General features: G+C 57.6%; 13 protein-coding genes, 2 tRNA genes, 3 rRNA genes and 2 pseudogenes. 11 read left to right on the forward strand and 9 right to left on the reverse strand.

Annotation, left to right across the window (positions count from 1 at the left end):
- The 5 genes from BW686_RS10110 to rrf form a co-directional block, all read left to right on the forward strand.
- Window positions 1–1229: ribosomal RNA gene (locus tag BW686_RS10110) — 16S ribosomal RNA — on the forward strand; the annotation flags it as partial.
- 81 nt (window positions 1230–1310) lie between these two features.
- A tRNA-Ile gene (locus tag BW686_RS10115) sits at window positions 1311–1387 on the forward strand.
- Between the two features lie 54 nt (window positions 1388–1441).
- Window positions 1442–1517 (forward strand) — tRNA-Ala (locus BW686_RS10120).
- 242 nt (window positions 1518–1759) lie between these two features.
- Window positions 1760–4651: ribosomal RNA gene (locus BW686_RS10125) — 23S ribosomal RNA — on the forward strand.
- A gap of 153 nt (window positions 4652–4804) precedes the next feature.
- Window positions 4805–4920 (forward strand): 5S ribosomal RNA (rrf, locus tag BW686_RS10130).
- Window positions 4921–5002: 82 nt separating this feature from the next.
- Here rrf and BW686_RS10135 read toward each other — a convergent pair.
- The 4 genes from BW686_RS10135 to mksB form a co-directional block, all read right to left on the reverse strand.
- Entirely contained in the window at window positions 5003–6250 is a 1248-nt protein-coding gene (locus BW686_RS10135) for a right-handed parallel beta-helix repeat-containing protein (protein WP_084916171.1), read from the reverse strand.
- A gap of 174 nt (window positions 6251–6424) precedes the next feature.
- A complete protein-coding gene (gene mksF / locus BW686_RS10140; protein ID WP_084916172.1) occupies window positions 6425–9244 on the reverse strand; it encodes an Mks condensin complex protein MksF in 2820 nt (939 codons plus the stop codon).
- On the reverse strand, window positions 9241–9948 hold the full coding sequence (mksE, locus tag BW686_RS10145) for an Mks condensin complex protein MksE (RefSeq protein WP_084916173.1): 708 nt from the start codon (window positions 9946–9948) through the stop codon (window positions 9241–9243). The genes mksF and mksE overlap by 4 nt, the downstream gene beginning before the upstream one ends.
- Window positions 9938–11215, reverse strand: coding sequence for an Mks condensin complex protein MksB (gene mksB, locus BW686_RS10150; protein WP_084916174.1), 1278 nt, complete (start codon window positions 11213–11215; stop codon window positions 9938–9940). Before mksB ends, mksE begins: the two co-directional genes overlap by 11 nt.
- Window positions 11216–11359: 144 nt before the next feature.
- Here mksB and BW686_RS10155 point away from each other — a divergent pair, with 144 nt between their 5' ends.
- Both BW686_RS10155 and rimI read left to right on the forward strand, forming a co-directional pair.
- Window positions 11360–12166, forward strand: a complete 807-nt coding sequence (locus BW686_RS10155) for an energy transducer TonB (protein WP_084916175.1) — start codon at window positions 11360–11362, stop codon at window positions 12164–12166.
- On the forward strand, window positions 12159–12614 hold the full coding sequence (rimI, locus tag BW686_RS10160; RefSeq protein ID WP_084916176.1) for a ribosomal protein S18-alanine N-acetyltransferase: 456 nt from the start codon (window positions 12159–12161) through the stop codon (window positions 12612–12614). Before BW686_RS10155 ends, rimI begins: the two co-directional genes overlap by 8 nt.
- Window positions 12615–12624: 10 nt before the next feature.
- Here rimI and BW686_RS10165 read toward each other — a convergent pair whose 3' ends face one another.
- Complete coding sequence (locus BW686_RS10165; protein ID WP_084916177.1) at window positions 12625–13029, reverse strand: serine kinase/phosphatase; 405 nt, start codon at window positions 13027–13029, stop codon at window positions 12625–12627.
- A 218-nt stretch (window positions 13030–13247) separates the two neighbouring features.
- On the opposite strand from BW686_RS10165, the gene can reads away from it, so the two are divergent.
- On the forward strand, window positions 13248–13886 hold the full coding sequence (gene can / locus BW686_RS10170) for a carbonate dehydratase (protein WP_002552086.1): 639 nt from the start codon (window positions 13248–13250) through the stop codon (window positions 13884–13886).
- 72 nt (window positions 13887–13958) lie between these two features.
- On the opposite strand, the pseudogene BW686_RS27670 reads toward can, so the two are convergent.
- From BW686_RS27670 to BW686_RS10180, 3 genes and pseudogenes are all read right to left on the reverse strand, one after another.
- Window positions 13959–14474, reverse strand: a pseudogene (locus tag BW686_RS27670) (methyl-accepting chemotaxis protein); the annotation flags it as partial.
- Window positions 14475–14816: 342 nt separating this feature from the next.
- Window positions 14817–15623 (reverse strand): annotated as a pseudogene (locus tag BW686_RS27460) (MCP four helix bundle domain-containing protein); the annotation flags it as partial.
- 181 nt (window positions 15624–15804) lie between these two features.
- Complete coding sequence (locus tag BW686_RS10180) at window positions 15805–17808, reverse strand: acyltransferase family protein (protein ID WP_084916179.1); 2004 nt, start codon at window positions 17806–17808, stop codon at window positions 15805–15807.
- A gap of 251 nt (window positions 17809–18059) precedes the next feature.
- Here BW686_RS10180 and BW686_RS10190 point away from each other — a divergent pair, with 251 nt between their 5' ends.
- From BW686_RS10190 to BW686_RS10200, 3 genes are all read left to right on the forward strand, one after another.
- Window positions 18060–18401: a zinc ribbon domain-containing protein YjdM gene (locus tag BW686_RS10190; protein ID WP_084916180.1), complete on the forward strand. Its 342-nt coding sequence runs from the start codon at window positions 18060–18062 to the stop codon at window positions 18399–18401.
- A 133-nt stretch (window positions 18402–18534) separates the two neighbouring features.
- Window positions 18535–18966, forward strand: coding sequence for a thiol-disulfide oxidoreductase DCC family protein (locus BW686_RS10195; protein WP_084916181.1), 432 nt, complete (start codon window positions 18535–18537; stop codon window positions 18964–18966).
- Window positions 18967–19232: 266 nt separating this feature from the next.
- A complete protein-coding gene (locus BW686_RS10200; RefSeq protein WP_084916182.1) occupies window positions 19233–20453 on the forward strand; it encodes a sugar transporter in 1221 nt (406 codons plus the stop codon).
- Window positions 20454–20538: 85 nt separating this feature from the next.
- Here the strand turns inward: BW686_RS10200 and pcsA are convergent, their stop codons facing one another.
- Window positions 20539–21258, reverse strand: a complete 720-nt coding sequence (gene pcsA / locus BW686_RS10205; protein ID WP_084916183.1) for a phosphatidylcholine synthase — start codon at window positions 21256–21258, stop codon at window positions 20539–20541.
- Window positions 21259–21293: the final 35 nt, after the last annotated feature.

The raw sequence follows: 21293 nt of genomic DNA on the forward strand, positions 1-21293 counted from the left end.
ACTGGAACTGAGACACGGTCCAGACTCCTACGGGAGGCAGCAGTGGGGAATATTGGACAATGGGCGAAAGCCTGATCCAGCCATGCCGCGTGTGTGAAGAAGGTCTTCGGATTGTAAAGCACTTTAAGTTGGGAGGAAGGGCATTTACCTAATACGTAAGTGTTTTGACGTTACCGACAGAATAAGCACCGGCTAACTCTGTGCCAGCAGCCGCGGTAATACAGAGGGTGCAAGCGTTAATCGGAATTACTGGGCGTAAAGCGCGCGTAGGTGGTTTGTTAAGTTGGATGTGAAATCCCCGGGCTCAACCTGGGAACTGCATCCAAAACTGGCAAGCTAGAGTATGGTAGAGGGTGGTGGAATTTCCTGTGTAGCGGTGAAATGCGTAGATATAGGAAGGAACACCAGTGGCGAAGGCGACCACCTGGACTGATACTGACACTGAGGTGCGAAAGCGTGGGGAGCAAACAGGATTAGATACCCTGGTAGTCCACGCCGTAAACGATGTCAACTAGCCGTTGGGAGCCTTGAGCTCTTAGTGGCGCAGCTAACGCATTAAGTTGACCGCCTGGGGAGTACGGCCGCAAGGTTAAAACTCAAATGAATTGACGGGGGCCCGCACAAGCGGTGGAGCATGTGGTTTAATTCGAAGCAACGCGAAGAACCTTACCAGGCCTTGACATCCAATGAATCCTTTAGAGATAGAGGAGTGCCTTCGGGAGCATTGAGACAGGTGCTGCATGGCTGTCGTCAGCTCGTGTCGTGAGATGTTGGGTTAAGTCCCGTAACGAGCGCAACCCTTGTCCTTAGTTACCAGCACGTTAAGGTGGGCACTCTAAGGAGACTGCCGGTGACAAACCGGAGGAAGGTGGGGATGACGTCAAGTCATCATGGCCCTTACGGCCTGGGCTACACACGTGCTACAATGGTCGGTACAGAGGGTTGCCAAGCCGCGAGGTGGAGCTAATCTCACAAAACCGATCGTAGTCCGGATCGCAGTCTGCAACTCGACTGCGTGAAGTCGGAATCGCTAGTAATCGCGAATCAGAATGTCGCGGTGAATACGTTCCCGGGCCTTGTACACACCGCCCGTCACACCATGGGAGTGGGTTGCACCAGAAGTAGCTAGTCTAACCTTCGGGGGGACGGTTACCACGGTGTGATTCATGACTGGGGTGAAGTCGTAACAAGGTAGCCGTAGGGGAACCTGCGGCTGGATCACCTCCTTAATCGACGACTCAGCTGCACCATAAGCACCCACACGAATTGCTTGATTCATTGAAGAAGACGATTAGAAGCAGCCCGAGTTCGGGTCTGTAGCTCAGTTGGTTAGAGCGCACCCCTGATAAGGGTGAGGTCGGCAGTTCGAATCTGCCCAGACCCACCAGTTTACTGGTGAGATAGCTGGTCAGAGAGACGCCTCCACGGTATGTAGAAATACGGGGCCATAGCTCAGCTGGGAGAGCGCCTGCCTTGCACGCAGGAGGTCAGCGGTTCGATCCCGCTTGGCTCCACCACTTACTGCTTCTGTTTGAAAGCTTAGAAATGAGCATTCCACCCTGATGGTTGAAGGGTGCGTGAATGTTGATTTCTAGTCTTTGATTAGATCGTTCTTTAAAAATTTGGGTATGTGATAGAAAGAAATATAGACCGGGCACCTCTTTCACTGGTGCGTGTCCGGGCTAAGGTAAAGTTTGTGAAATGCAAACTTTCGGCGAATGTCGTCTTCACAGTATAACCAGATTGCTTGGGGTTATATGGTCAAGTGAAGAAGCGCATACGGTGGATGCCTTGGCAGTCAGAGGCGATGAAAGACGTGGTAGCCTGCGAAAAGCTTCGGGGAGTCGGCAAACAGACTGTGATCCGGAGATGTCTGAATGGGGGAACCCAGCCATCATAAGATGGTTATCTTACACTGAATACATAGGTGTAAGAGGCGAACCAGGGGAACTGAAACATCTAAGTACCCTGAGGAAAAGAAATCAACCGAGATTCCCTTAGTAGTGGCGAGCGAACGGGGACCAGCCCTTAAGTTGTATTGAGATTAGCGGAACGTTCTGGAAAGGACGGCCATAGTGGGTGATAGCCCTGTACGCGAAAATCCCTTTGCAATGAAATCGAGTAGGACGGGGCACGAGAAACCTTGTCTGAATATGGGGGGACCATCCTCCAAGGCTAAATACTACTGACTGACCGATAGTGAACCAGTACCGTGAGGGAAAGGCGAAAAGAACCGCGGAGAGCGGAGTGAAATAGATCCTGAAACCGTATGCGTACAAGCAGTGGGAGCCCACTTTGTTGGGTGACTGCGTACCTTTTGTATAATGGGTCAGCGACTTATTTTCAGTGGCGAGCTTAACCGAATAGGGGAGGCGTAGCGAAAGCGAGTCTTAATAGGGCGTCTAGTCGCTGGGAATAGACCCGAAACCGGGCGATCTATCCATGGGCAGGTTGAAGGTTGGGTAACACTAACTGGAGGACCGAACCGACTACCGTTGAAAAGTTAGCGGATGACCTGTGGATCGGAGTGAAAGGCTAATCAAGCTCGGAGATAGCTGGTTCTCCTCGAAAGCTATTTAGGTAGCGCCTCATGTATCACTGTAGGGGGTAGAGCACTGTTTCGGCTAGGGGGTCATCCCGACTTACCAAACCGATGCAAACTCCGAATACCTACAAGTGCCGAGCATGGGAGACACACGGCGGGTGCTAACGTCCGTCGTGAAAAGGGAAACAACCCAGACCGTCAGCTAAGGTCCCAAAGTCATGGTTAAGTGGGAAACGATGTGGGAAGGCTTAGACAGCTAGGAGGTTGGCTTAGAAGCAGCCACCCTTTAAAGAAAGCGTAATAGCTCACTAGTCGAGTCGGCCTGCGCGGAAGATGTAACGGGGCTCAAACCATGCACCGAAGCTACGGGTATCACCTTTGGTGATGCGGTAGAGGAGCGTTCTGTAAGCCTGTGAAGGTGAGTTGAGAAGCTTGCTGGAGGTATCAGAAGTGCGAATGCTGACATGAGTAACGACAATGGGTGTGAAAAACACCCACGCCGAAAGACCAAGGTTTCCTGCGCAACGTTAATCGACGCAGGGTTAGTCGGTCCCTAAGGCGAGGCTGAAAAGCGTAGTCGATGGAAAACAGGTTAATATTCCTGTACTTCTGGTTATTGCGATGGAGGGACGGAGAAGGCTAGGCCAGCCTGGCGTTGGTTGTCCAGGTTTAAGGTGGTAGGCTGAGATCTTAGGTAAATCCGGGATCTTAAGGCCGAGAGCTGATGACGAGTGTTCTTTAGAACACGACGTGGTTGATGCCATGCTTCCAAGAAAAGCTTCTAAGCTTCAGGTAACCAGGAACCGTACCCCAAACCGACACAGGTGGTTGGGTAGAGAATACCAAGGCGCTTGAGAGAACTCGGGTGAAGGAACTAGGCAAAATGGCACCGTAACTTCGGGAGAAGGTGCGCCGGTGAGGGTGAAGCATTTACTGCGTAAGCCCACGCCGGTCGAAGATACCAGGCCGCTGCGACTGTTTATTAAAAACACAGCACTCTGCAAACACGAAAGTGGACGTATAGGGTGTGACGCCTGCCCGGTGCCGGAAGGTTAATTGATGGGGTTAGCGCAAGCGAAGCTCTTGATCGAAGCCCCGGTAAACGGCGGCCGTAACTATAACGGTCCTAAGGTAGCGAAATTCCTTGTCGGGTAAGTTCCGACCTGCACGAATGGCGTAACGATGGCGGCGCTGTCTCCACCCGAGACTCAGTGAAATTGAAATCGCTGTGAAGATGCAGTGTATCCGCGGCTAGACGGAAAGACCCCGTGAACCTTTACTATAGCTTTGCACTGGACTTTGAATTTGCTTGTGTAGGATAGGTGGGAGGCTTTGAAGCGTGGACGCCAGTCTGCGTGGAGCCAACCTTGAAATACCACCCTGGCAACTTTGAGGTTCTAACTCAGTTCCGTTATCCGGATCGAGGACAGTGTATGGTGGGTAGTTTGACTGGGGCGGTCTCCTCCTAAAGAGTAACGGAGGAGTACGAAGGTGCGCTCAGACCGGTCGGAAATCGGTCGTAGAGTATAAAGGCAAAAGCGCGCTTGACTGCGAGACAGACACGTCGAGCAGGTACGAAAGTAGGTCTTAGTGATCCGGTGGTTCTGTATGGAAGGGCCATCGCTCAACGGATAAAAGGTACTCCGGGGATAACAGGCTGATACCGCCCAAGAGTTCATATCGACGGCGGTGTTTGGCACCTCGATGTCGGCTCATCACATCCTGGGGCTGAAGCCGGTCCCAAGGGTATGGCTGTTCGCCATTTAAAGTGGTACGCGAGCTGGGTTTAGAACGTCGTGAGACAGTTCGGTCCCTATCTGCCGTGGACGTTTGAGATTTGAGAGGGGCTGCTCCTAGTACGAGAGGACCGGAGTGGACGAACCTCTGGTGTTCCGGTTGTCACGCCAGTGGCATTGCCGGGTAGCTATGTTCGGAAAAGATAACCGCTGAAAGCATCTAAGCGGGAAACTTGCCTCAAGATGAGATCTCACTGGAACCTTGAGTTCCCTGAAGGGCCGTCGAAGACTACGACGTTGATAGGTTGGGTGTGTAAGCGCTGTGAGGCGTTGAGCTAACCAATACTAATTGCCCGTGAGGCTTGACCATATAACACCCAAGCAATTTGCGTCGAATGACCAGATTGCGGTGACTGTGAAGATGACACGAACCGAAGGTTTGCGTCACGAACGACACCACACTGACTATCACATACCCGATTTGCTGAAGCGCGCCGCAAGGCACGACTCGGTACCCGAATTTCTTGACGACCATAGAACATTGGAACCACCTGATCCCATCCCGAACTCAGCAGTGAAACGATGTATCGCCGATGGTAGTGTGGGGTTTCCCCATGTGAGAGTAGGTCATCGTCAAGATTAAATTCCGAAAACCCTCATCGCTGACGCGTTGAGGGTTTTTGTTTTTATGGCGTTCGCCATCCCCGCTTTGAAACACATTTCAGTTGAACGCCCCCATCCCGGCCAGCTTGCTGCCAGGGCGTGGATGGAAGCTGCGCAGCACTGGCAGGCTTCCGTCTGGCTGTCGCGGAGCGTCCCAGCCAAGGTGCGAGACATCTTCAAAGTCTACGGCTGTAATTGGCGTCGGTAATGTCCACGAGTTGTGCGCCATGTCCAGCCCCTCAGTGTTGACCGTCAACCTTCCCTCGTAGGCAACGTTGTTGAGCAAACTGCCAAGGGCGATCGGTGAACCATCGGGTGCAATGCCCAGCATGTTGTAATTTGCACCATTCGAAAACGCAGTGTTGTTGATGAAGTCCAGTGCCACCGTGTGGTGGTTCGCGTAGAAGCCTGCGGACTTGTTTTCGAAGGCGACTGAGTGGCGCACGATGTGTTTGACGCCGTTCGGTACATAATGACCGCCGTACCCGCCCGCCTTGATGCCATTGCCGTTACCGGCCTCAAGTTTGGTACGTGTGCCAGGCAGGTAGCCTTGCTGCCACGCCCATGAGTTTTCGATGATGACGGGAGAGAAGGCATTGATCAGGTCGAAGCCATCGTCTGAGTTGGCCCAGGCACGGCAGCCGCGGAATATATTGCCCGGATGACCTGCTTTGATATGCGCCCCGAAGCCATCCGCACTTTGGCCTGCGCCGTTTGAGGTGTAAGGGTCGTAGTTGTGGTGGGAGTCAGTGTTTAGCACCAGGTTGTAGCCGCCGTTTTGAATGAACAGACCCGGCCCCATGTTGTGATGCAGATTGAGTTGCTCAAAGGTGTTGTGGCTGCCGCTGTTCCAGATCCCCCAAGACTCGTGATTCAGATGGTTGTCCGGCTGCTGTGGGACGCCTCTTACCTCCAGCCCCTTCAGGTGTAGCCAACTGCCGGTAACGTTGAAGCCTTTGACGCGACAATCGTCTTTCATGGCCGAAAAATCGAAAACCGGTGTTTCGCCCGGATAGGCCCAGTAACGGATAGGCCTGTTTTCGCTGCCGCTGTTGTTCAGCGTGATGGCATTGACGGTATCGGTACGGGTAGCGCAGCTGTTGACGCCTGCCGTGTAGGCATAAACACCGCCGCGAAAGTACACGGTGTCGCCGGCTTGTGCGGTTTGTTGCGCGCGTATGATGGAGTGTAGCGGCGCGGCTTTTGTACCGGCAGCGTGATCATCGCCGTTGGGCGCTACGTAGTAGTCAGTCGCATGCGCTGTTGCAGAAACGGTCAACAACACCGTCATCAGTATTGTTTTCATGAGGTTACTCCAGGCCTGCCCCTCGCAATCGTAGGCCTGTTCACTGCGCCTCATTATGAATTCGATGAACAAAGAGCCCGCTCGCCGAAGGCCCGCAATACAGCCTCGCTCCATTTTGGAAGCATAAAAAAGGCCGCATTCTCATGCGGCCTTCTGATCACAGACTGTCAGTCCTTAAGACGCGACTTCCGGGACCGGTGGCTTCACTTCATCACGACGCTGAATATATTTCCAGTCCGCCTCGTCGATGTAGATCCCGTTAGGTCCGCTACCGCCCTCAAGGTCGATGGCCACGTGAGCAGAGACCTGAGGTTTGACACTTGCCAGGATCGGAACAAAGCCCAATTGCAGGCTTGTTTCCAACAAGGCTGCCTGATTCTTTTCGTCGATATCCGCCGCCTCGTCCAGGTAGTAAGGCAGGCGTACACGCCCGGCCTGGTCGCGATCCATCAAGTGCAGCAACAGGTACATGTTGGTCAGTGCCTTGATGGTCATCGTGGTGCCGTTGGACGCCGCGCCATCAATGTCGGTGTGGATAACCGGCTGACCGTTGACCTTGGTGATCTCGAACGCCAGCTCAAACAGGTCTTTCAGGCCCAACTGGTTATGGTTGGCAGCCACCAGCCGCGCCAGGTATTCCTTGGCTTCTTCATTCTTATTGTCCTGCTCGGCACTCTGGCTCAGATCAAAGACCGACAGTGTTTCGCCTTCTTCGTATTGCCCGGCACTGTGGATGATCTGGTCGATGTGCTTGAGTGCTTCCTTGTTGGGGGCAAGCACGATACGGAAGCTGGCCAGGTTCGACACCTGACGCTTGTTGATCTCCCGGTTGAACAACGCCAGTTGATGTTCAAGGCTGTCGTAGTCGCTACGGATATTACGCAGGGTGCGGGCGATGTCGGTAACCGCCGCGCGACGAGCCTTGCCAAGCGTCAGCGCTTCCTCGCTGCGGTGCGCATAGGCGTTGATCAGTAATTGCAGACGGCGCTCCATGTCGTCCTCGCTGTCGAACTTCGCCACCCCTTTCAAACGCACCTGTGCATAAAGCGCTTCGATTTGCCCATCGCTGCGCAGCAAGCCTTGCCAACTGTCCTGATAATCATTGAGCAGCGGCAGCAGGTTATCCATGGAATCGTCAATCGGGTCCATGAACGGCGTGCCGAACGGCAGGTCCGCAGGTAACAATTGCCGGCGGCGCAAGGCATCATCCAGCGTGCGCTGCTTGGACTCCATGTCACCGATCTGGCGCGCGATCAGTTGCAGCTTGGCTGACAGTTGCTGAACGCGTTCGGTGAAAGCGTCGCTGGAGCGCTTCAGTTCGTCCTGAGCCGCTTCCATCTGTGCCAGTTCTTCCAGCTTTCCGGTTTCTTCAGCGCTCAATGTCTGGCAGCGACGGAAGTCTTCCAGCGCTTTCTGAGCATCCAGCACTTGCTGATACAACGCTTCGGTCTGGACCTTGCTCGCCGAGCGGTCGGCAGCCACCGCCTGTTGGGTTTTCAGTTGCTTGAGTTCTTTCTCGAGGCGTTCTTTCTGGTCACGCAGCGCCGCACGGTCGGCCAGCGCTTGCAGGGCCGGAGGCTCGATAGTCGACAGGTTGATGTTCAGTCCCGGAACTGCAAACTGCTCGCCTTTAAAGCCGTCCAGAATGGCTTCCAGCGACTTGACCCAGGCACCGTCATCGTCCAGCGCGATGCCATGCTCACCCAGTGGCAGGCTGAACAGCGCGCTGTTGAACAGGCGCATCAGCCTCTCGACGTCTGGTTGAGAGAACTCTTCACGCAGGCGGGCATAGCTGTTGTTGTCGGCATGATCAAGCTGCTGCTTGACCGACTTAAGGCGTTTTTCCAGATCCCGCAGGCGTTCGTCCAGATCCTCGGCGCTGAACTGGCGGGACTGAGCCAGCGCACCGGCGAGTTCATCGTGAGCGTCCTTGGCGGCAAGCAACTGCTGCTCCAGAACCTTGACGTCATCGACCAGCGCGAAGCGATTCTTGAGCACGGACAGCTCGCCGACCCAACGCTGAATGCTGCTGATCTCGCGCTCCAGACGCATCAGCTCTTGCGTGCTGCTGCGCTGGTCGTTCTGCATTTCATCCTGCTGGGCACGGTAATGCTCGGCCTGGATGACCAATTCCTCTTTGCGCGCACCCGAATAGTCCGACCAGGTACCCAACAGCGAATCAAGGATGGGGGACAGGCGATGCAGCTTGCCGCGCAGCAGGTCGCGTTGTTTGACGCCGGCAGCCAGCGCTTCGACCAGCGGACCGGCCAGCACCAGCGAGTTGTAGTCCTGTTCCATGCGCCGCACGTCGCGGAAGGCTTCTTCGCAGGCCGCGATGTAATCGACGCTGCCCGAGCGCAAGCTGTGCTCGAACGCATCCAGAAACAGCTGCTTGAGTTTGGCGGCGGTGATCTCGCGCATGTGCAGAAGGTTGATGAACAGCGCGCGGAAGGTTTTCAGGCTCTGTTCGCTGGTGGAACGCAGCGGGATCAGTGTCAGGTCCAGCGGAATGGAGGTATGACCGCCAACCAGCAAACGGCGCAGCTCATCGGGCTTGAGTTCGTAGGCTTTCAGGCCTTGGCTTTCCAGGTTGCTGAACAGCTCTTTCTGGCGCAGGCAGGTGTCGTTTTTCTGGTAATGACCCAGGTCCAGCTCACCGGCGTAGGCGAAGAACTGATGGCCGAAACCACCGCCCGGACCTCGCCCTACGACGCCTATCACATGCGGGCCGTGGGGCAGCGAGACTTCCACCAGGATGTAGCTGGTGTCTGACGCGAAGTAAAAACGCCGGGATTGTTCCAGGCTGTATTTTCCGAAGCTAATGTCTGAGATGCGCGCCAGAATCGGGAATTGCAGGGCGTTGATCGAGGCGCTTTTGCCCAGGTTGTTCGCGCCGTACACCGACAGCGGGTTTTCCAGCGGGAACAGGCCGAGGCTGTAACCGGCAGTATTCAACAGGGCAAAACGGCGGATGCCATAACGTTCCTGGCTCATGTGTCCATCTCCTGTCGTTGCTCTTCGGCGATTGCCCGGGCCAGTGCTTCTTCTTCGGTCTCTTCACCGAATTCGGCGAGGTCCAGCGGGTCATCGGTTTCCAGCAGCTTTTCGTCGCTGTCGTCATCGATAAGCACGGGCGTCGGCAGTGGCAGGGCGCTGTGCAGACTGGCCGCCAGATCGCGGTCCTGCTGCACCGACAGGCAGACGTCGAGAAACCGGTGCATCGGCGGCAGAAAGCGGTAGATGCCGACTTCTTCACTGGCGAAGCCCAGTTGAGTCATGCGGCGCATGATCTTCTCTTCCAGCTCCTCCTGAGTCTGTACCTCCGCCTGGAGAAACAGGTCGCGGTACTTTTCCAGCATCGAGGGCAGCTCGTCGCGGCCCAGGCTGCCGCCGTCCAGTACGGACATCGGGTCACGGCCCTGATCGGCCAGATGCTCGACGAGGATGAAGGTGAACAGTGCCAAACGCTGAGCGGTCTTGTTGACCTGTGCGGCCGCCAGTTCAGGCACGAAATAATAGAAACCGCGCGTGTCGCAGATCAGCTCGTAGCCCAGGGCCTTGAACAGCGTGCGGTACTGGTCCTGGCAATTGGACAGTTGGGCGTACAGCTCCGGATCGCGGCGGCTGATGTGATAGCCCTTGAACAGCTCGCGAAAGATCGGCGCAAGCTGGGACATTTCGGATAGATCAAGATGCATGAACAGTGCTCTCGGAATTCTCTGGCTGCTCGTCTTGCGGAGCGAGCAGGGCAAAGGAGCGCAGGCTGACGCGGTGCTCCCGGGTGAAATATTCGCGGCGTTCCAGGCGTTCGCGGACGAAACGTTTGTCACGCGACAACCGCGAGAACCAATACAACAGCTCGTCGGTTTCGCCGGTCGGCTCCTGTTCCAGCAGCCAGACCATCAAGTCGGGCATCGGCAGGGCATCTTCGCAGCGCTCGAGCATTTCCTTGACCGTACGCGGTGCGCGTGGTGGCTCGCCCTTGCGTGTGCCACTGGCCTTGGGGAACTTCGCCGGCTTGGGTTCAAAGCGCGCCAACGCATAGACATACGCCTCGACCTGGCTCGCGCTGCCCAGAAAGGTACTTTGCGGACGGGTGAACATCGTCATGGCGGCCTGCGGCACGGCGTCCAGGCCCTTGCGACGGATGGCGGACAACGCCAGCGCAGCACCACGGGTTACCGCATTATGACGACGCGCCTCTTCACGCAGCGGCAACAGCAGCTCGCGTGCATGGCGCAAGGTCAGTTGGGCGCTGGTCTGCATTTCCAGGATGCGTGCGTGGGTGCGCAGCAGCATGTCGTCGTCGACCAGATGGCCAAGACGCTGTTGCTCGGTCAACAAACGCAACAGCACGTTCTCGACCTTGCGCACGCCCTGTTCGAAGGCTCCGTCGGCGTTGACCAGTTGAATCATCGGCTCGACGTATTCATCCCAGGTGGCCAGCACTTCTGCATAGCGCTGACGCAACGGGATCTGTCGGTCGCTGGTCTTGGCCCGGTCGGCCACGGCAACCAGTGCCTGTTCGTCGTTGGCCAGCTTCTTGAGCACGTCGCGTACGCGCATGTCCAGCAGCCTCAGCTGTCTGGCGAGGTCGTTGGCGTCGCGAACATCGAAGGCGTCCTGAATGTAACCGGCCAGTCGCTCAAGGTGGCGCAGGTAGGCTTCGATTTCCAGGCACAGGCCCAGCCGGTGCTCACGGCGCAGGTAGGACAGGAAGTCGTGGATCTGCGCGTTGAGCTCAAAGCGGTTCGGGCTTTTTGCGACAGGCACCAGAATGTCCAGACGAATCCACACGTCCAGCAGGTTGGTGATGTCTTGCGGGGTGCTGTCCTGTTGCTGTGCGGCCAGTTGCAGGCGCAGCTCGCTCAGGCTCAGCGTACCCTGGTCGAAATGTTCGCATAAGGGCTCGAGTAGCGCCCAGTGCTCGGCAAGGGCGCGCAGGACGCGCTTGGGTTCGATCATCGTTAGGCCGGCTGTTGGCAAGTGAAAAGCGGCAATTGTACTGCATCAGTCACCTGATATTTCACCTCACGGCGATATGCTGCAGCGCGCAAAGGCGAACAACGCTAGAATTGCGCGCTTAACTTATCCACAGGTGGCTGACCCTTGCTCAACGAGTCCCGTCGCCGCGCTTATTTGACCGCCATGCAGGTGGTCAACTGGCTGCCGCGCACCGAACTGCCATTCGCCGCACCTTCGCGACCGGAGCTGCTTGCGCCGATGCCGCCGCTGGTCGAGGTGCAGAGCGTTGCGCCCGCCTCTGCGCCAGCACCTCAGGTCGCGCCGGCTGAAGCGTCGAATGTGGTGCCGATTGCACGACAACCCGAGCGGCCGAAAATCGAAGTGCCGCGTCCGTCACTGGCCAGCACGCGCACAGCCACACCGGTTGCCGCAGAGACAGAGCCGGCACCGCCGAAAGCGCCGGTCGTTCCGCCACCGCGCTTTTCCCTGCAATTGCTGCGGGCGGGGCGCTGCCTGTTACTGGTCGAACTGACGACCGGCCAGCCGTTTCAGAGCCGCGATCCATCCTATCTGTTGCTCAAGGACATGTTGCGTGCCGCCGGTCTGCCTGACAGCCCGCAGATCATCGGCGAGCCGGTGCGCTGGCCGTTGCTGGTGCGCGGTCAGATGGACCAGGGGCCGGAAGCGGCGCGTGATTTTGTGCAGGGCTTTGTCGGCGCACGTCTGGAAGAAGAAGCCTGCGCCTGCCTGTGGCTGATCGGGTTACCGTCGATGAAATACGCCGGTGAAGTCGATGCCGAATCGTACAACCGAGAACTTCAGGTCGAAGGTCTGTGCTTTGCCTGGGCGCTTCCGGGTCTTGAACTGTTGATGGACGAGCCGCAACGCAAGGCCGACCTCTGGAAAGCCATGCGTCGGCTGATGACGCGCTGGAAATCGATCGATGAGTGATGCCGTAACCTTCCGCCGCATGACCGAAGCCGATATGGATGCGGTGCTGAAAATCGAATACGCGGCATTCACCCACCCGTGGACACGCGGGATCTTTCTCGACGGGCTTAAATCCTACGAAATCTGGCTGATGTTCGAAGGCGCGCAACAGGTCGGCCACGGTGTGATTCAAGTCATCATCGATGAAGCGCATCTGCTCAACATCACCGTCAAACCGGAAAACCAGGGCCGTGGCTTGGGGCTGTTGTTGCTGGATCACCTGATGAAGCGCGCTTACCAGCTCAATGCCCGGGAATGCTTTCTGGAGCTTCGCGACAGCAACCGGCCAGCCTATCGTCTGTATGAAAACTACGGTTTCAACGAGATAGGCCGGCGTCGCGACTACTATCCGGCATCTGACGGCGGCCGCGAAGACGCGGTGGTCATGGCCTGTACGCTACTGGACTGACAGCGCTGTATCAGCGCTGATTACCGTCTAGCGGGTCGATGATCGCCAACTCTTCCTCGTCCAGCCCGTTGCCACCGCCGATGTCATCTTCATCAACGACGGTCAGGTCCAGGTCGGCAGGGTCGCCCTCGCCCTGTTCGGAAGCAGAGCGCGCACCGTCTTCACGGATCAGGATTTCCGGAGACAGGTCGTCATCGGTCGAGTGGTGGTCATCCGTCGATGCTCCGGTCAGGCCGGCCTCTCGCACGCGTTGATCCGGAATTTCATGCTGCAGTTCGCCTTCAGGGATAAGATCACCGATACGGGCCGGTTCTTCCTCATCGAAATCGAGTGTTTCCATGGAGCCCATGCGGTCTTCGTTGTCATCGATAGGTTCTGGTTCGGTCGCTCCGAACGGGCGGCGTGAATCGGTCATGACAAGTCCTCTTTTTCAGGTGGTCGTAAAAAATGGACCGGCCATGACTTTGAAGATTCCCTTTTGTTTACGGGCGGTTGTTTACCAGCGGTTGTTTACGGACGGTTGTTTACCGACAGTTGCCGACCGGCTGCGCATTGCAAGTAGTGGCACCAAGGCGTGACTTGAAGGATCGGACACCAGTCCAAGGCTGGGCATCATTATCGAGGCGTCAAAGCATGAACGAGCTACAAGACCTGATTGATAACAATGCACGCTGGGCCGACGCGATAAAGCAGGAAGACCCTGAGTTTTTCGCCAAGCTGGCCCGCCAGCAAACACCGGAGTTTCTGTGGATCGGCTGTTCGGACGCACGCGTACCGGCCAACGAGATTGTCGGCATGCTGCCTGGCGATCTGTTCGTACACCGCAACGTGGCCAATGTTGTGCTGCACACCGACCTGAACTGCCTGTCCGTGATCCAGTACGCAGTAGACGTGCTGAAGGTCAAACACATTCTGGTCACCGGCCACTATGGCTGCGGCGGCGTGCGTGCCTCCATGCAGGACCGTCAGTTCGGCCTGATCGACGGCTGGCTGCGTACGATTCGAGATCTGTATTACGAAAACCGCGAAGTGCTGGCCAAGCTGCCAACCGAAGAAGAACGCGTCGACCGCTTGTGTGAACTGAACGTCATTCAACAGGTGGCCAATGTCGGCCATACCAGCATCGTGCAGAACGCCTGGCACCGTGGGCAGAGCCTGTCGGTGCATGGCTGCATTTACGGCATCAAGGATGGTCGCTGGAAAAGCCTCGACGTGACCATCAGCGGCTTTGAACAACTGCCGCCGCAATATCGCCTGCGTCCACAGGACTGATCGACCTGCCATTGCGTGACGTTGCCGTCAGCCCGCCTGTTTCAAACAGGCGGGTTGACGGCAGCCTGATCGTCAAAGCACGAACCGTTGCACCATCAGGTTCAGGTCGTTGGCCAGCATCGACAGTGCGTTGCTCGCGACAGTCGTTTGCTGCGCCCCCGATGCTGTCTGGCTCGACAGGTCGCGAATGCTGCTCAGGTTGCGGTCCACTTCACTCGCCACCTGCGCCTGCTGTTCTGCCGCACTGGCAATCAACAGATTGCGATCATTGATGGCTGCCGTCGAGCTGATGATGACGTTCAACGCCTCTCCGGTCGCCGCAGCCTGCTCGAGCGTGAGGCTGGCCTGGGTCGCGGTATGCCGCAGCGAACTCGCCGTCTGTTGAGTGCTCTGCTGCACGCCGTTGATCAATCCCTCTATTTCCGTTGTGGACGCACTGGTGCGTTGCGCCAGCGAACGCACCTCATCGGCGACCACGGCAAATCCGCGTCCCGCCTCGCCCGCCCGCGCAGCCTCGATGGCAGCATTGAGCGCCAGCAGGTTGGTCTGATTGGCGATGGCGCGAATCACATCAAGAATGCTGCTGATGCTTTGTGTGCGCTCGGCCAGCCCTTCGGCCTGATGCGATGAGTCGAGCACGTTTTCGGTCAAGGCCTTGATCGAAATAATGGTCGCCGACAGCTTGTCCTTTCCTTGCGCGGCCGCCTGAGTCGACGCCTCGGATTCGGTCACGGTATTGCTGGCGTTACCTGCCACTTCCACGGCCGCCTGGCTCATCTGATTGACCGCGACAGCGGCTTGCTCGATTTCATCGTTCTGCAGTTGCAGGTTGATCGCGCTGGCCTCGGCGATGGTGCCCATCTCTTGCACCGAGTGCGACAATTGCGTCGCCGCTGCATAAATCTGATCAATCGTGCTGTGCAAGTTTTTGCGCATGCGCGCCAGCGTCATCAGCAATTGCGCGGTTTCGTCCTTGCCGTCCGATATCGGGTGCTCGGTCAGGTCTCCATCGGCAATGGTGCTGGCGATGTGCAGGGCCTGACGAACGGGATGAATGATGCTGACACTCAGGCGCCAGGCCAGCAACAGGGTCAACGCAAGGGCAATCGCGATGGCGCTCAGGGCAATGATCCGTGTCTGCTCGTAGCTGGCGCTGGCTGCCTCTACTGCGGTTGCGGCACTCTGCTTGTTCAACTCCCGCAGCAGCTGTACCTGCATGTCCATTAAATCGCCTTGCAGGGAGAGCATGGTGTTGGCCAGCATTCTGGCGTCATCCAGCTTGTTCTGCTCGATCAATGCGATCTGGTTTTGCAGGCCCGGCATGAAGGCCTTGTAGGCCTCCTGCAGCGCCACGATGGAGTCGTGTTCTGTGCCGGATTGAACGCGTGCGAGGTAGTCCGAAAAACCTTTCTCGACCTCGTTCTTGAGCTGTTCGACATTGATCTTGCTGTTGATGACCGCCCCTGGATCATCGGCATTGGCGATCAGGCGGGTGGTTTCGCTGCGCAGCTTGACCAGGCCGATAGCGATGGCGTCGGCCACGGCAATACTGGGCAGTGCTCCACTTTCGACCGCTTCACCCTGTTTGCGGATTTCCTGCATTTGCAGCAGGCAGAACGCGCCCAAAGCGACCATCAGCAAGGAGGTGATGCCGAAGCAGATCACCAGGCGCGGAGTGATCCTGAAGCGCCGCAGAATGGTTGTCGTTGTGGTTCGCCGACGTAAAAAACCAGGCATGAATCTTTTCACGGCACACGACCTCTATAAACACACGGACCTTCTCGGAGAGCCGTTTATAGGGCAGTTGTGTGATGTCTTTGTGACATCTGCTGGATGATCCGAAAACAAAAGGCGGCTTAAGGCGAGCGGTCATCCTGAACAGGGGGCTGAAGCAAGCATGCAGAAGCGCGCCACCCTGTCATGGGGCAATGGCCTGGCTGATCTGTGCGGCAAGCAGCCCGGCGCCTTCGGCGTTGAGGTGATTGAAATCCTTGTAGTACGACTTCAAGTCGCCTATCAGGCACTGCCCGCTCCTGCAAAACGCGGTGTCCGGCACAATCAGGCGGATCTGGTTCAGTGCGTGGGCATTTTCGAACAGGGCGCGCGTAAAGTGCTGAAGGCGGTCATGGGTGTCGACAGGCACCGACAGTTCGCTGATCAGCCGCCGCTTCTGTGCTGCATTTTCAGCGTTGTCGCGAGCCAGCCGGTAATAGAGGTTTTTCGGGTCGACCAGCTGTTGCGGCACTTGCGCGACGATAATCACGTCGCTGCCAATGTCCCGATAAGCCTGAAGCGTGCTCTCAAGACCCTGCCTGAAAACCACCCGCGACGTTTCACGGGTACGCGCCTGCCGGGTGGCGGAAATCAGAAAGTATTTGCCCGTCTGCTTTTTGCCATAGTCGCCATCGGTGTACAGCGTCCAGCGTGCGACCAGTACCACCCTTTTGATCCGATGGCTTTTCACGTATTCAAATTCGCGACGGGCCAACGCCTCGCACACCCCCGGCGCATGGTTGCCGCTGGCAACGTCCACGCCCAGCAATGGCAGGCAGCCGCCCAGACCCGTGTGGACGAGGGTGCGGCCCTGATCGCGAGCGACGGCATCGAAGGTCGACAGCAGGGCCTCTGAGTGGCTGTCACCGAACAGGGCAATGGTCGGCGGTGACGCGGTGTCGCGCTGGCCGAACAGGCAGAACTCAATTTCATTCTGGCCGCAGTTGTCACGTATCTGCGGGTCGGCAAACTGCTGATAGACCGCCGGGTCAACATCAAAGCGCTGCTCAAAGCCGTTATTCAGGTAACCGGTCAGCCCCAGCGCGATAAACAGCACCGATGCCACACCGGCAGAGGTGAATACCTGCTGACGGCTGAAGGCGCCCGCCCTGCGAAACGGCTGTTCGACAAACCGCCAGCTCAGCCAGGCCAGTACCAGCGACAGCAGGGTCAACGCCAGCATGAGCGGCAGGCCGGGCTCCGTCAGGCTGCGCTGGCGGGCGAAGGCAAAAACCGGCTGATGCCACAGGTAAGCGCTGTAGCTGATCATGCCGACAACGACCAGCGCCCGACCACTCAGCACACGCCCGACCCAAGTCTTGTCGCTGGCGAAAACGATGATCAGCGCTGCGCCCAGAACCGGCACCAATGCATTGACGCCGGGGAAGGGTGTGCTGCTGTCGAAGGCCACGACGGCGTAAGCGATCAGCAGCACGCCCAGCAGCGTTCCGGCTTGACCCGCAAGGCCAACGGAATCGATCTTTCGAGGCCTCCAGGCAACGTAGAAGGCAATGAACGACCCCGCCAGTAATTCCCAAGCCCGCGCAGGCAGCAGGTAAAACGTGCTGCTGGCGTCATGCCGAACGCCCAGTTGCGCCAGTGTCAGGCTGCCCAGCGCAATGATTGTCAGCAGCAAAACGAGCCTGCTACGGCCCATCCGCCAGCCCAGCATCAGCAACAGCGGAAAAAACAGGTAGTACTGCTCCTCTACCGCAAGCGTCCAGGTGTGGAGCAGAGGTTTGAGTTCAGCCGTCGCGTCGAAGTAACCGCTCTCCAGCCAGAACAACACATTGGAAGAAAACGTCGGTACAGCCACCAGGCTCTTGGCGAAATATTTCAGGTCAGGCGGATCGAGCGTTATCCAGGCGACAGGCAGACACACGAGCATAACCACGAACAGCGCAGGCAGGATTCGTCGTGCGCGGCGCTCGTAGAAGTTGATCAGCGAGAAGCTGTCGCGTGCCATCTCCGCGATGATGATCGAAGTGATCAGGTAGCCGGAAATCACAAAAAAGACATCGACCCCGACAAAGCCGCCGCTGAATAGCGGCAACCCCGCGTGATACAGCATGACGGGAATGACCGCCAGCGCGCGCAGGCCATCGATCTCGGGACGATAGCCGAGCGTCGGGTGATGAGGAATGCCCATGAGGTGTGTTCTCGGGATGCAGGAGGGAAAGGCGAGGGCTGCAATAGCTACCGCCAGCGCCGGGCGCAGGACGGGAATGCGTGAAGAGAGGCAGGCGGGAAATCGGGTAAATCGCCTGTATTTTTTAGTTCAGGTCCCCGCATCTGTCCAGTCGCGGGCTGCGGTTTGAGCCCGCATCAGGTTGCGCTCACCCTGAAACAGGAAAAGCCCTTTATAATTCATGGTTTTTACCCCCTGATGCGAGAACCACTGTGAGCTTACCGTCCTGCCCGAAATGCAATTCCGAATACACCTACGAAGACGGCAGCCTGCTGATCTGCCCGGAATGCGCCCATGAGTGGTCCGCTGACGCCGGTAGCGCCGACGCTTCTGATGACGTGAAAGTCATCAAGGACTCCACCGGCAACGTGCTGCAGGACGGCGATACGGTCACTGTGATCAAGGACCTGAAAGTCAAAGGCTCGTCGTTGGTCGTCAAGGTCGGCACCAAGGTCAAGAACATCCGCCTGGTCGAGGGCGATCACGACATCGACTGCAAGATCGACGGCATTGGCGCGATGAAGCTGAAGTCCGAGTTCGTCCGGAAAGTTTGATCCAGGTCGGTAATCGCTTTAACGTGAACGCCTCGTCTGCCACTCGACAGACGGGGCGTTCGCGTTTGTGGGCGCGCCCTGCCTGTGTTCTGCTGTAACAGGTGTTGGCTACTCTCCCAAACCAGGTGAATCCATGTCGACGACGCCCGCACGGTATTTGAAGCCTGATGAATGTGTCGTGCTGTTCGACGGTGTCTGCAAGCTATGCAATGGCGTGGTCAGGTTTCTGATCCGTCACGATCCTCACCGACGCCTGCGCCTGGCGGCGGTGCAATCGGACGAGGGGCAGGCGTTGCTGAAATGGGCCGGGCTGCCGCTGGACGATTTTCATACCATCGCGGTCATCGTCAACAATCGGGTGTTTGTCCGCTCGGATGCTTTTCTGCACATCATGGGGTTGCTGCCCGCACCCTGGCCGCTGCTGGGCGTCTTGCGTTTCTTTCCGCGCGTGTTACGTGACTGGGCTTACAATCGCATCGCACTCAACCGTTACCGTCTGTTCGGCCGCTACGATCATTGCCTGCTGCCTTCGCCTGATCACCAGAAACGCTTTCTGGGTAGCTGACGACCGGCGGTCACTTGTGAAGTCTGATGCACCTGCACGGGTTGTGATCCACCTTGGCGGTCCGTAGAATTCGCCTCATCTGGCTGTATCCCCCATATTCACAATAATCCACCTCACACACTGCGCCCGGTTCTGAAAGCCGAGCGGAGCGTTTTTGCGTTGGTTTTTCAGTGGGCGAGCCGTGGTTTTCTGTACAGGTGCCATGCACGTTGTGAGGCGTGGCGGTCGGCCTACGGGTTGGAATATTTTTAGAGAGCTGTAAATTCTTGATAACGACACCTCCGAACGCCACTGAAACCGAAGGCGCTGGCAGCTGGCTGGGCGTATTCGCGTTGGCCCTGGCGGCCTTCATTTTCAACACCACCGAGTTCGTGCCGATTGGCCTGCTGAGCAATATCGGCCAGAGTTTCGACATGACACCGGCACAGGTCGGGCTGATGCTCACCATCTACGCCTGGGTCGTGTCGCTGATGTCGCTGCCCATGATGCTGGCGACGCGCAATATCGAGCGGCGCAAACTGTTGATGTTTGTGTTCGGCCTGTTTGTGGTCAGCCACGTGATCTCGGCGATGGCCTCCAGCTTCGCGATCCTGCTGGTGAGCCGTGTCGGTATCGCGTTTGCGCATGCGGTGTTCTGGTCGGTCACCGCGTCTCTGGCCGTGCGCATCGCGCCGCCAGGCAAGCAGGTCCAGGCACTTGGTTTGCTGGCGACGGGCACTTCGCTGGCGATGGTCCTGGGCATTCCCCTGGGGCGTGTGCTGGGTGAAGCCCTTGGCTGGCGCACCACTTTTCTGGGCATCGCCGGGGTTGCTGCACTGGTCGTGTTTTTGCTGGCCCGTGCGCTGCCGTTGCTGCCCAGTCAGAACTCCGGCTCCTTGCGCAGCCTGCCGATCCTGTTCAAGCGTCCGCGCCTGATGGCGATTTATCTGCTGACCGCCATCGTGGTGACTGCTCATTTCACGGCCTACAGCTACATCGAGCCTTTCACGCAGATGGTCTCAAGGCTCAGTGGCGAAATGACCACGATCTTGCTGCTGGTCTTTGGGGGCGCCGGGATCATGGGGTCGATCATCTTCAGCCTGTTCAGTGACCGCTTCCCGAACGGGCTGTTGATCACCGCCATTGGCACGCTGACCTTGTGCCTGCTGATGCTGTTACCGCTGTCCGGCGATGCAACCATGCTCGGTACGCTGACCGTGGTCTGGGGGATGGCGATCATGTGCTTCGGGTTGCTGCTGCAAGCGCGTGTGCTGGCGCTGGCGCCGGATGCGACTGACGTGGCAATGGCGCTGTTTTCGGGCATCTTCAACATCGGGATTGGTGGCGGCGCGTTGCTGGGCAGCGTGGTCAGCAGTCAGTTGGGGGTGGCGAATGTCGGCATCGTCGGCGGTCTGCTGGCCCTGAGCGGGCTGGGGCTGTGTTGCTTCACGACCTATCACTTCGGCAAGGCCCTGCCTGCTGCCGAGGCGCAAGCCGAAAGCAAATAACGCTCACAAAAAAGCTCGCTGACTGCGCAAGGCAGTCAGCGAGCAATTCTGTTTTGACCGAGCAATTCTGTTTTGACGCTGTTGGTCAGGCTTTGAGTCGGCCCAGCCACTCCAGCGACGTTCTCCAGATGCAAATCCCGAGGAAGTAAGCCGACATCGTCAGCCACAGGCCCATGACGATCGGGCCATTGTGCGGATGGTTGATGATCAGCAGGGCGCTGGACAACAGCCATACGGTGGTCACTGCAATGTTGATCGGCATGAAGCGACGCACGCGGAAAGGGTGCAGGAACTTCATGCGGGTCAGGGTCAACAAGGCCAGGACAATGATGGTGATGAAGGTCAGCCAGGGCGCTGGTGAAAGAATGTAGAGGCACAATGCAACGACGTTCCACGCCGCCGGGAAGCCCTGAAAGTAGTTGTCCTTGCTTTTCATGTCGACGTTGCAGAAACAGAACAGCGACGAGACCAGAATCACCGAGACGCTCAGCAGCAGCGTGTAGTCTGGCACTGGAATGTATCGATAAATGAACAGTGCCGGGATGAATACGTAGGTCAGGTAGTCGATGACCAGGTCCAGGACCGAGCCATCGAAGTGCGGCAGGACCGACGTGGTGTTGACCTTGCGCGCCAGCGAGCCGTCCACGCCATCTACAATCAGGGCGGCACCGAGCCACAACAGACAGGCTTTGGGTTCGTTGTTGAACAAGGCAATCGTAGCCAGGAACGCAAGGACCACGCCGGTGGCAGTGAAGCCATGCGCGCCCCAGGCGTTGAGTCTGGCTATGCGTTGATTGGTTATCACGGGGGCGCTCTCCAGGAAATAATGCTTGCCAGGGT

Origin of the sequence: Pseudomonas syringae (genome assembly GCF_002157375.1) — a bacterium.
Taxonomy (GTDB): domain Bacteria; phylum Pseudomonadota; class Gammaproteobacteria; order Pseudomonadales; family Pseudomonadaceae; genus Aquipseudomonas; species Aquipseudomonas syringae_T.

Bases quoted from the DNA above. Each gene is read 5' to 3' on its own strand.
- rimI (WP_084916176.1), top strand. From the start codon at position 12,159: ATGAGTGATGCCGTAACCTTCCGCCGCATGACCGAAGCCGATATGGAT.
- BW686_RS10135 (WP_084916171.1), bottom strand. From the start codon at position 6,250: ATGAAAACAATACTGATGACGGTGTTGTTGACCGTTTCTGCAACAGCG.
- mksE (WP_084916173.1), bottom strand. From the start codon at position 9,948: ATGCATCTTGATCTATCCGAAATGTCCCAGCTTGCGCCGATCTTTCGC.
- BW686_RS10165 (WP_084916177.1), bottom strand. From the start codon at position 13,029: ATGACCGATTCACGCCGCCCGTTCGGAGCGACCGAACCAGAACCTATC.
- can (WP_002552086.1), top strand. From the start codon at position 13,248: ATGAACGAGCTACAAGACCTGATTGATAACAATGCACGCTGGGCCGAC.
- mksB (WP_084916174.1), bottom strand. From the start codon at position 11,215: ATGATCGAACCCAAGCGCGTCCTGCGCGCCCTTGCCGAGCACTGGGCG.
- BW686_RS10195 (WP_084916181.1), top strand. From the start codon at position 18,535: ATGTCGACGACGCCCGCACGGTATTTGAAGCCTGATGAATGTGTCGTG.
- mksF (WP_084916172.1), bottom strand. From the start codon at position 9,244: ATGAGCCAGGAACGTTATGGCATCCGCCGTTTTGCCCTGTTGAATACT.
- BW686_RS10180 (WP_084916179.1), bottom strand. From the start codon at position 17,808: ATGGGCATTCCTCATCACCCGACGCTCGGCTATCGTCCCGAGATCGAT.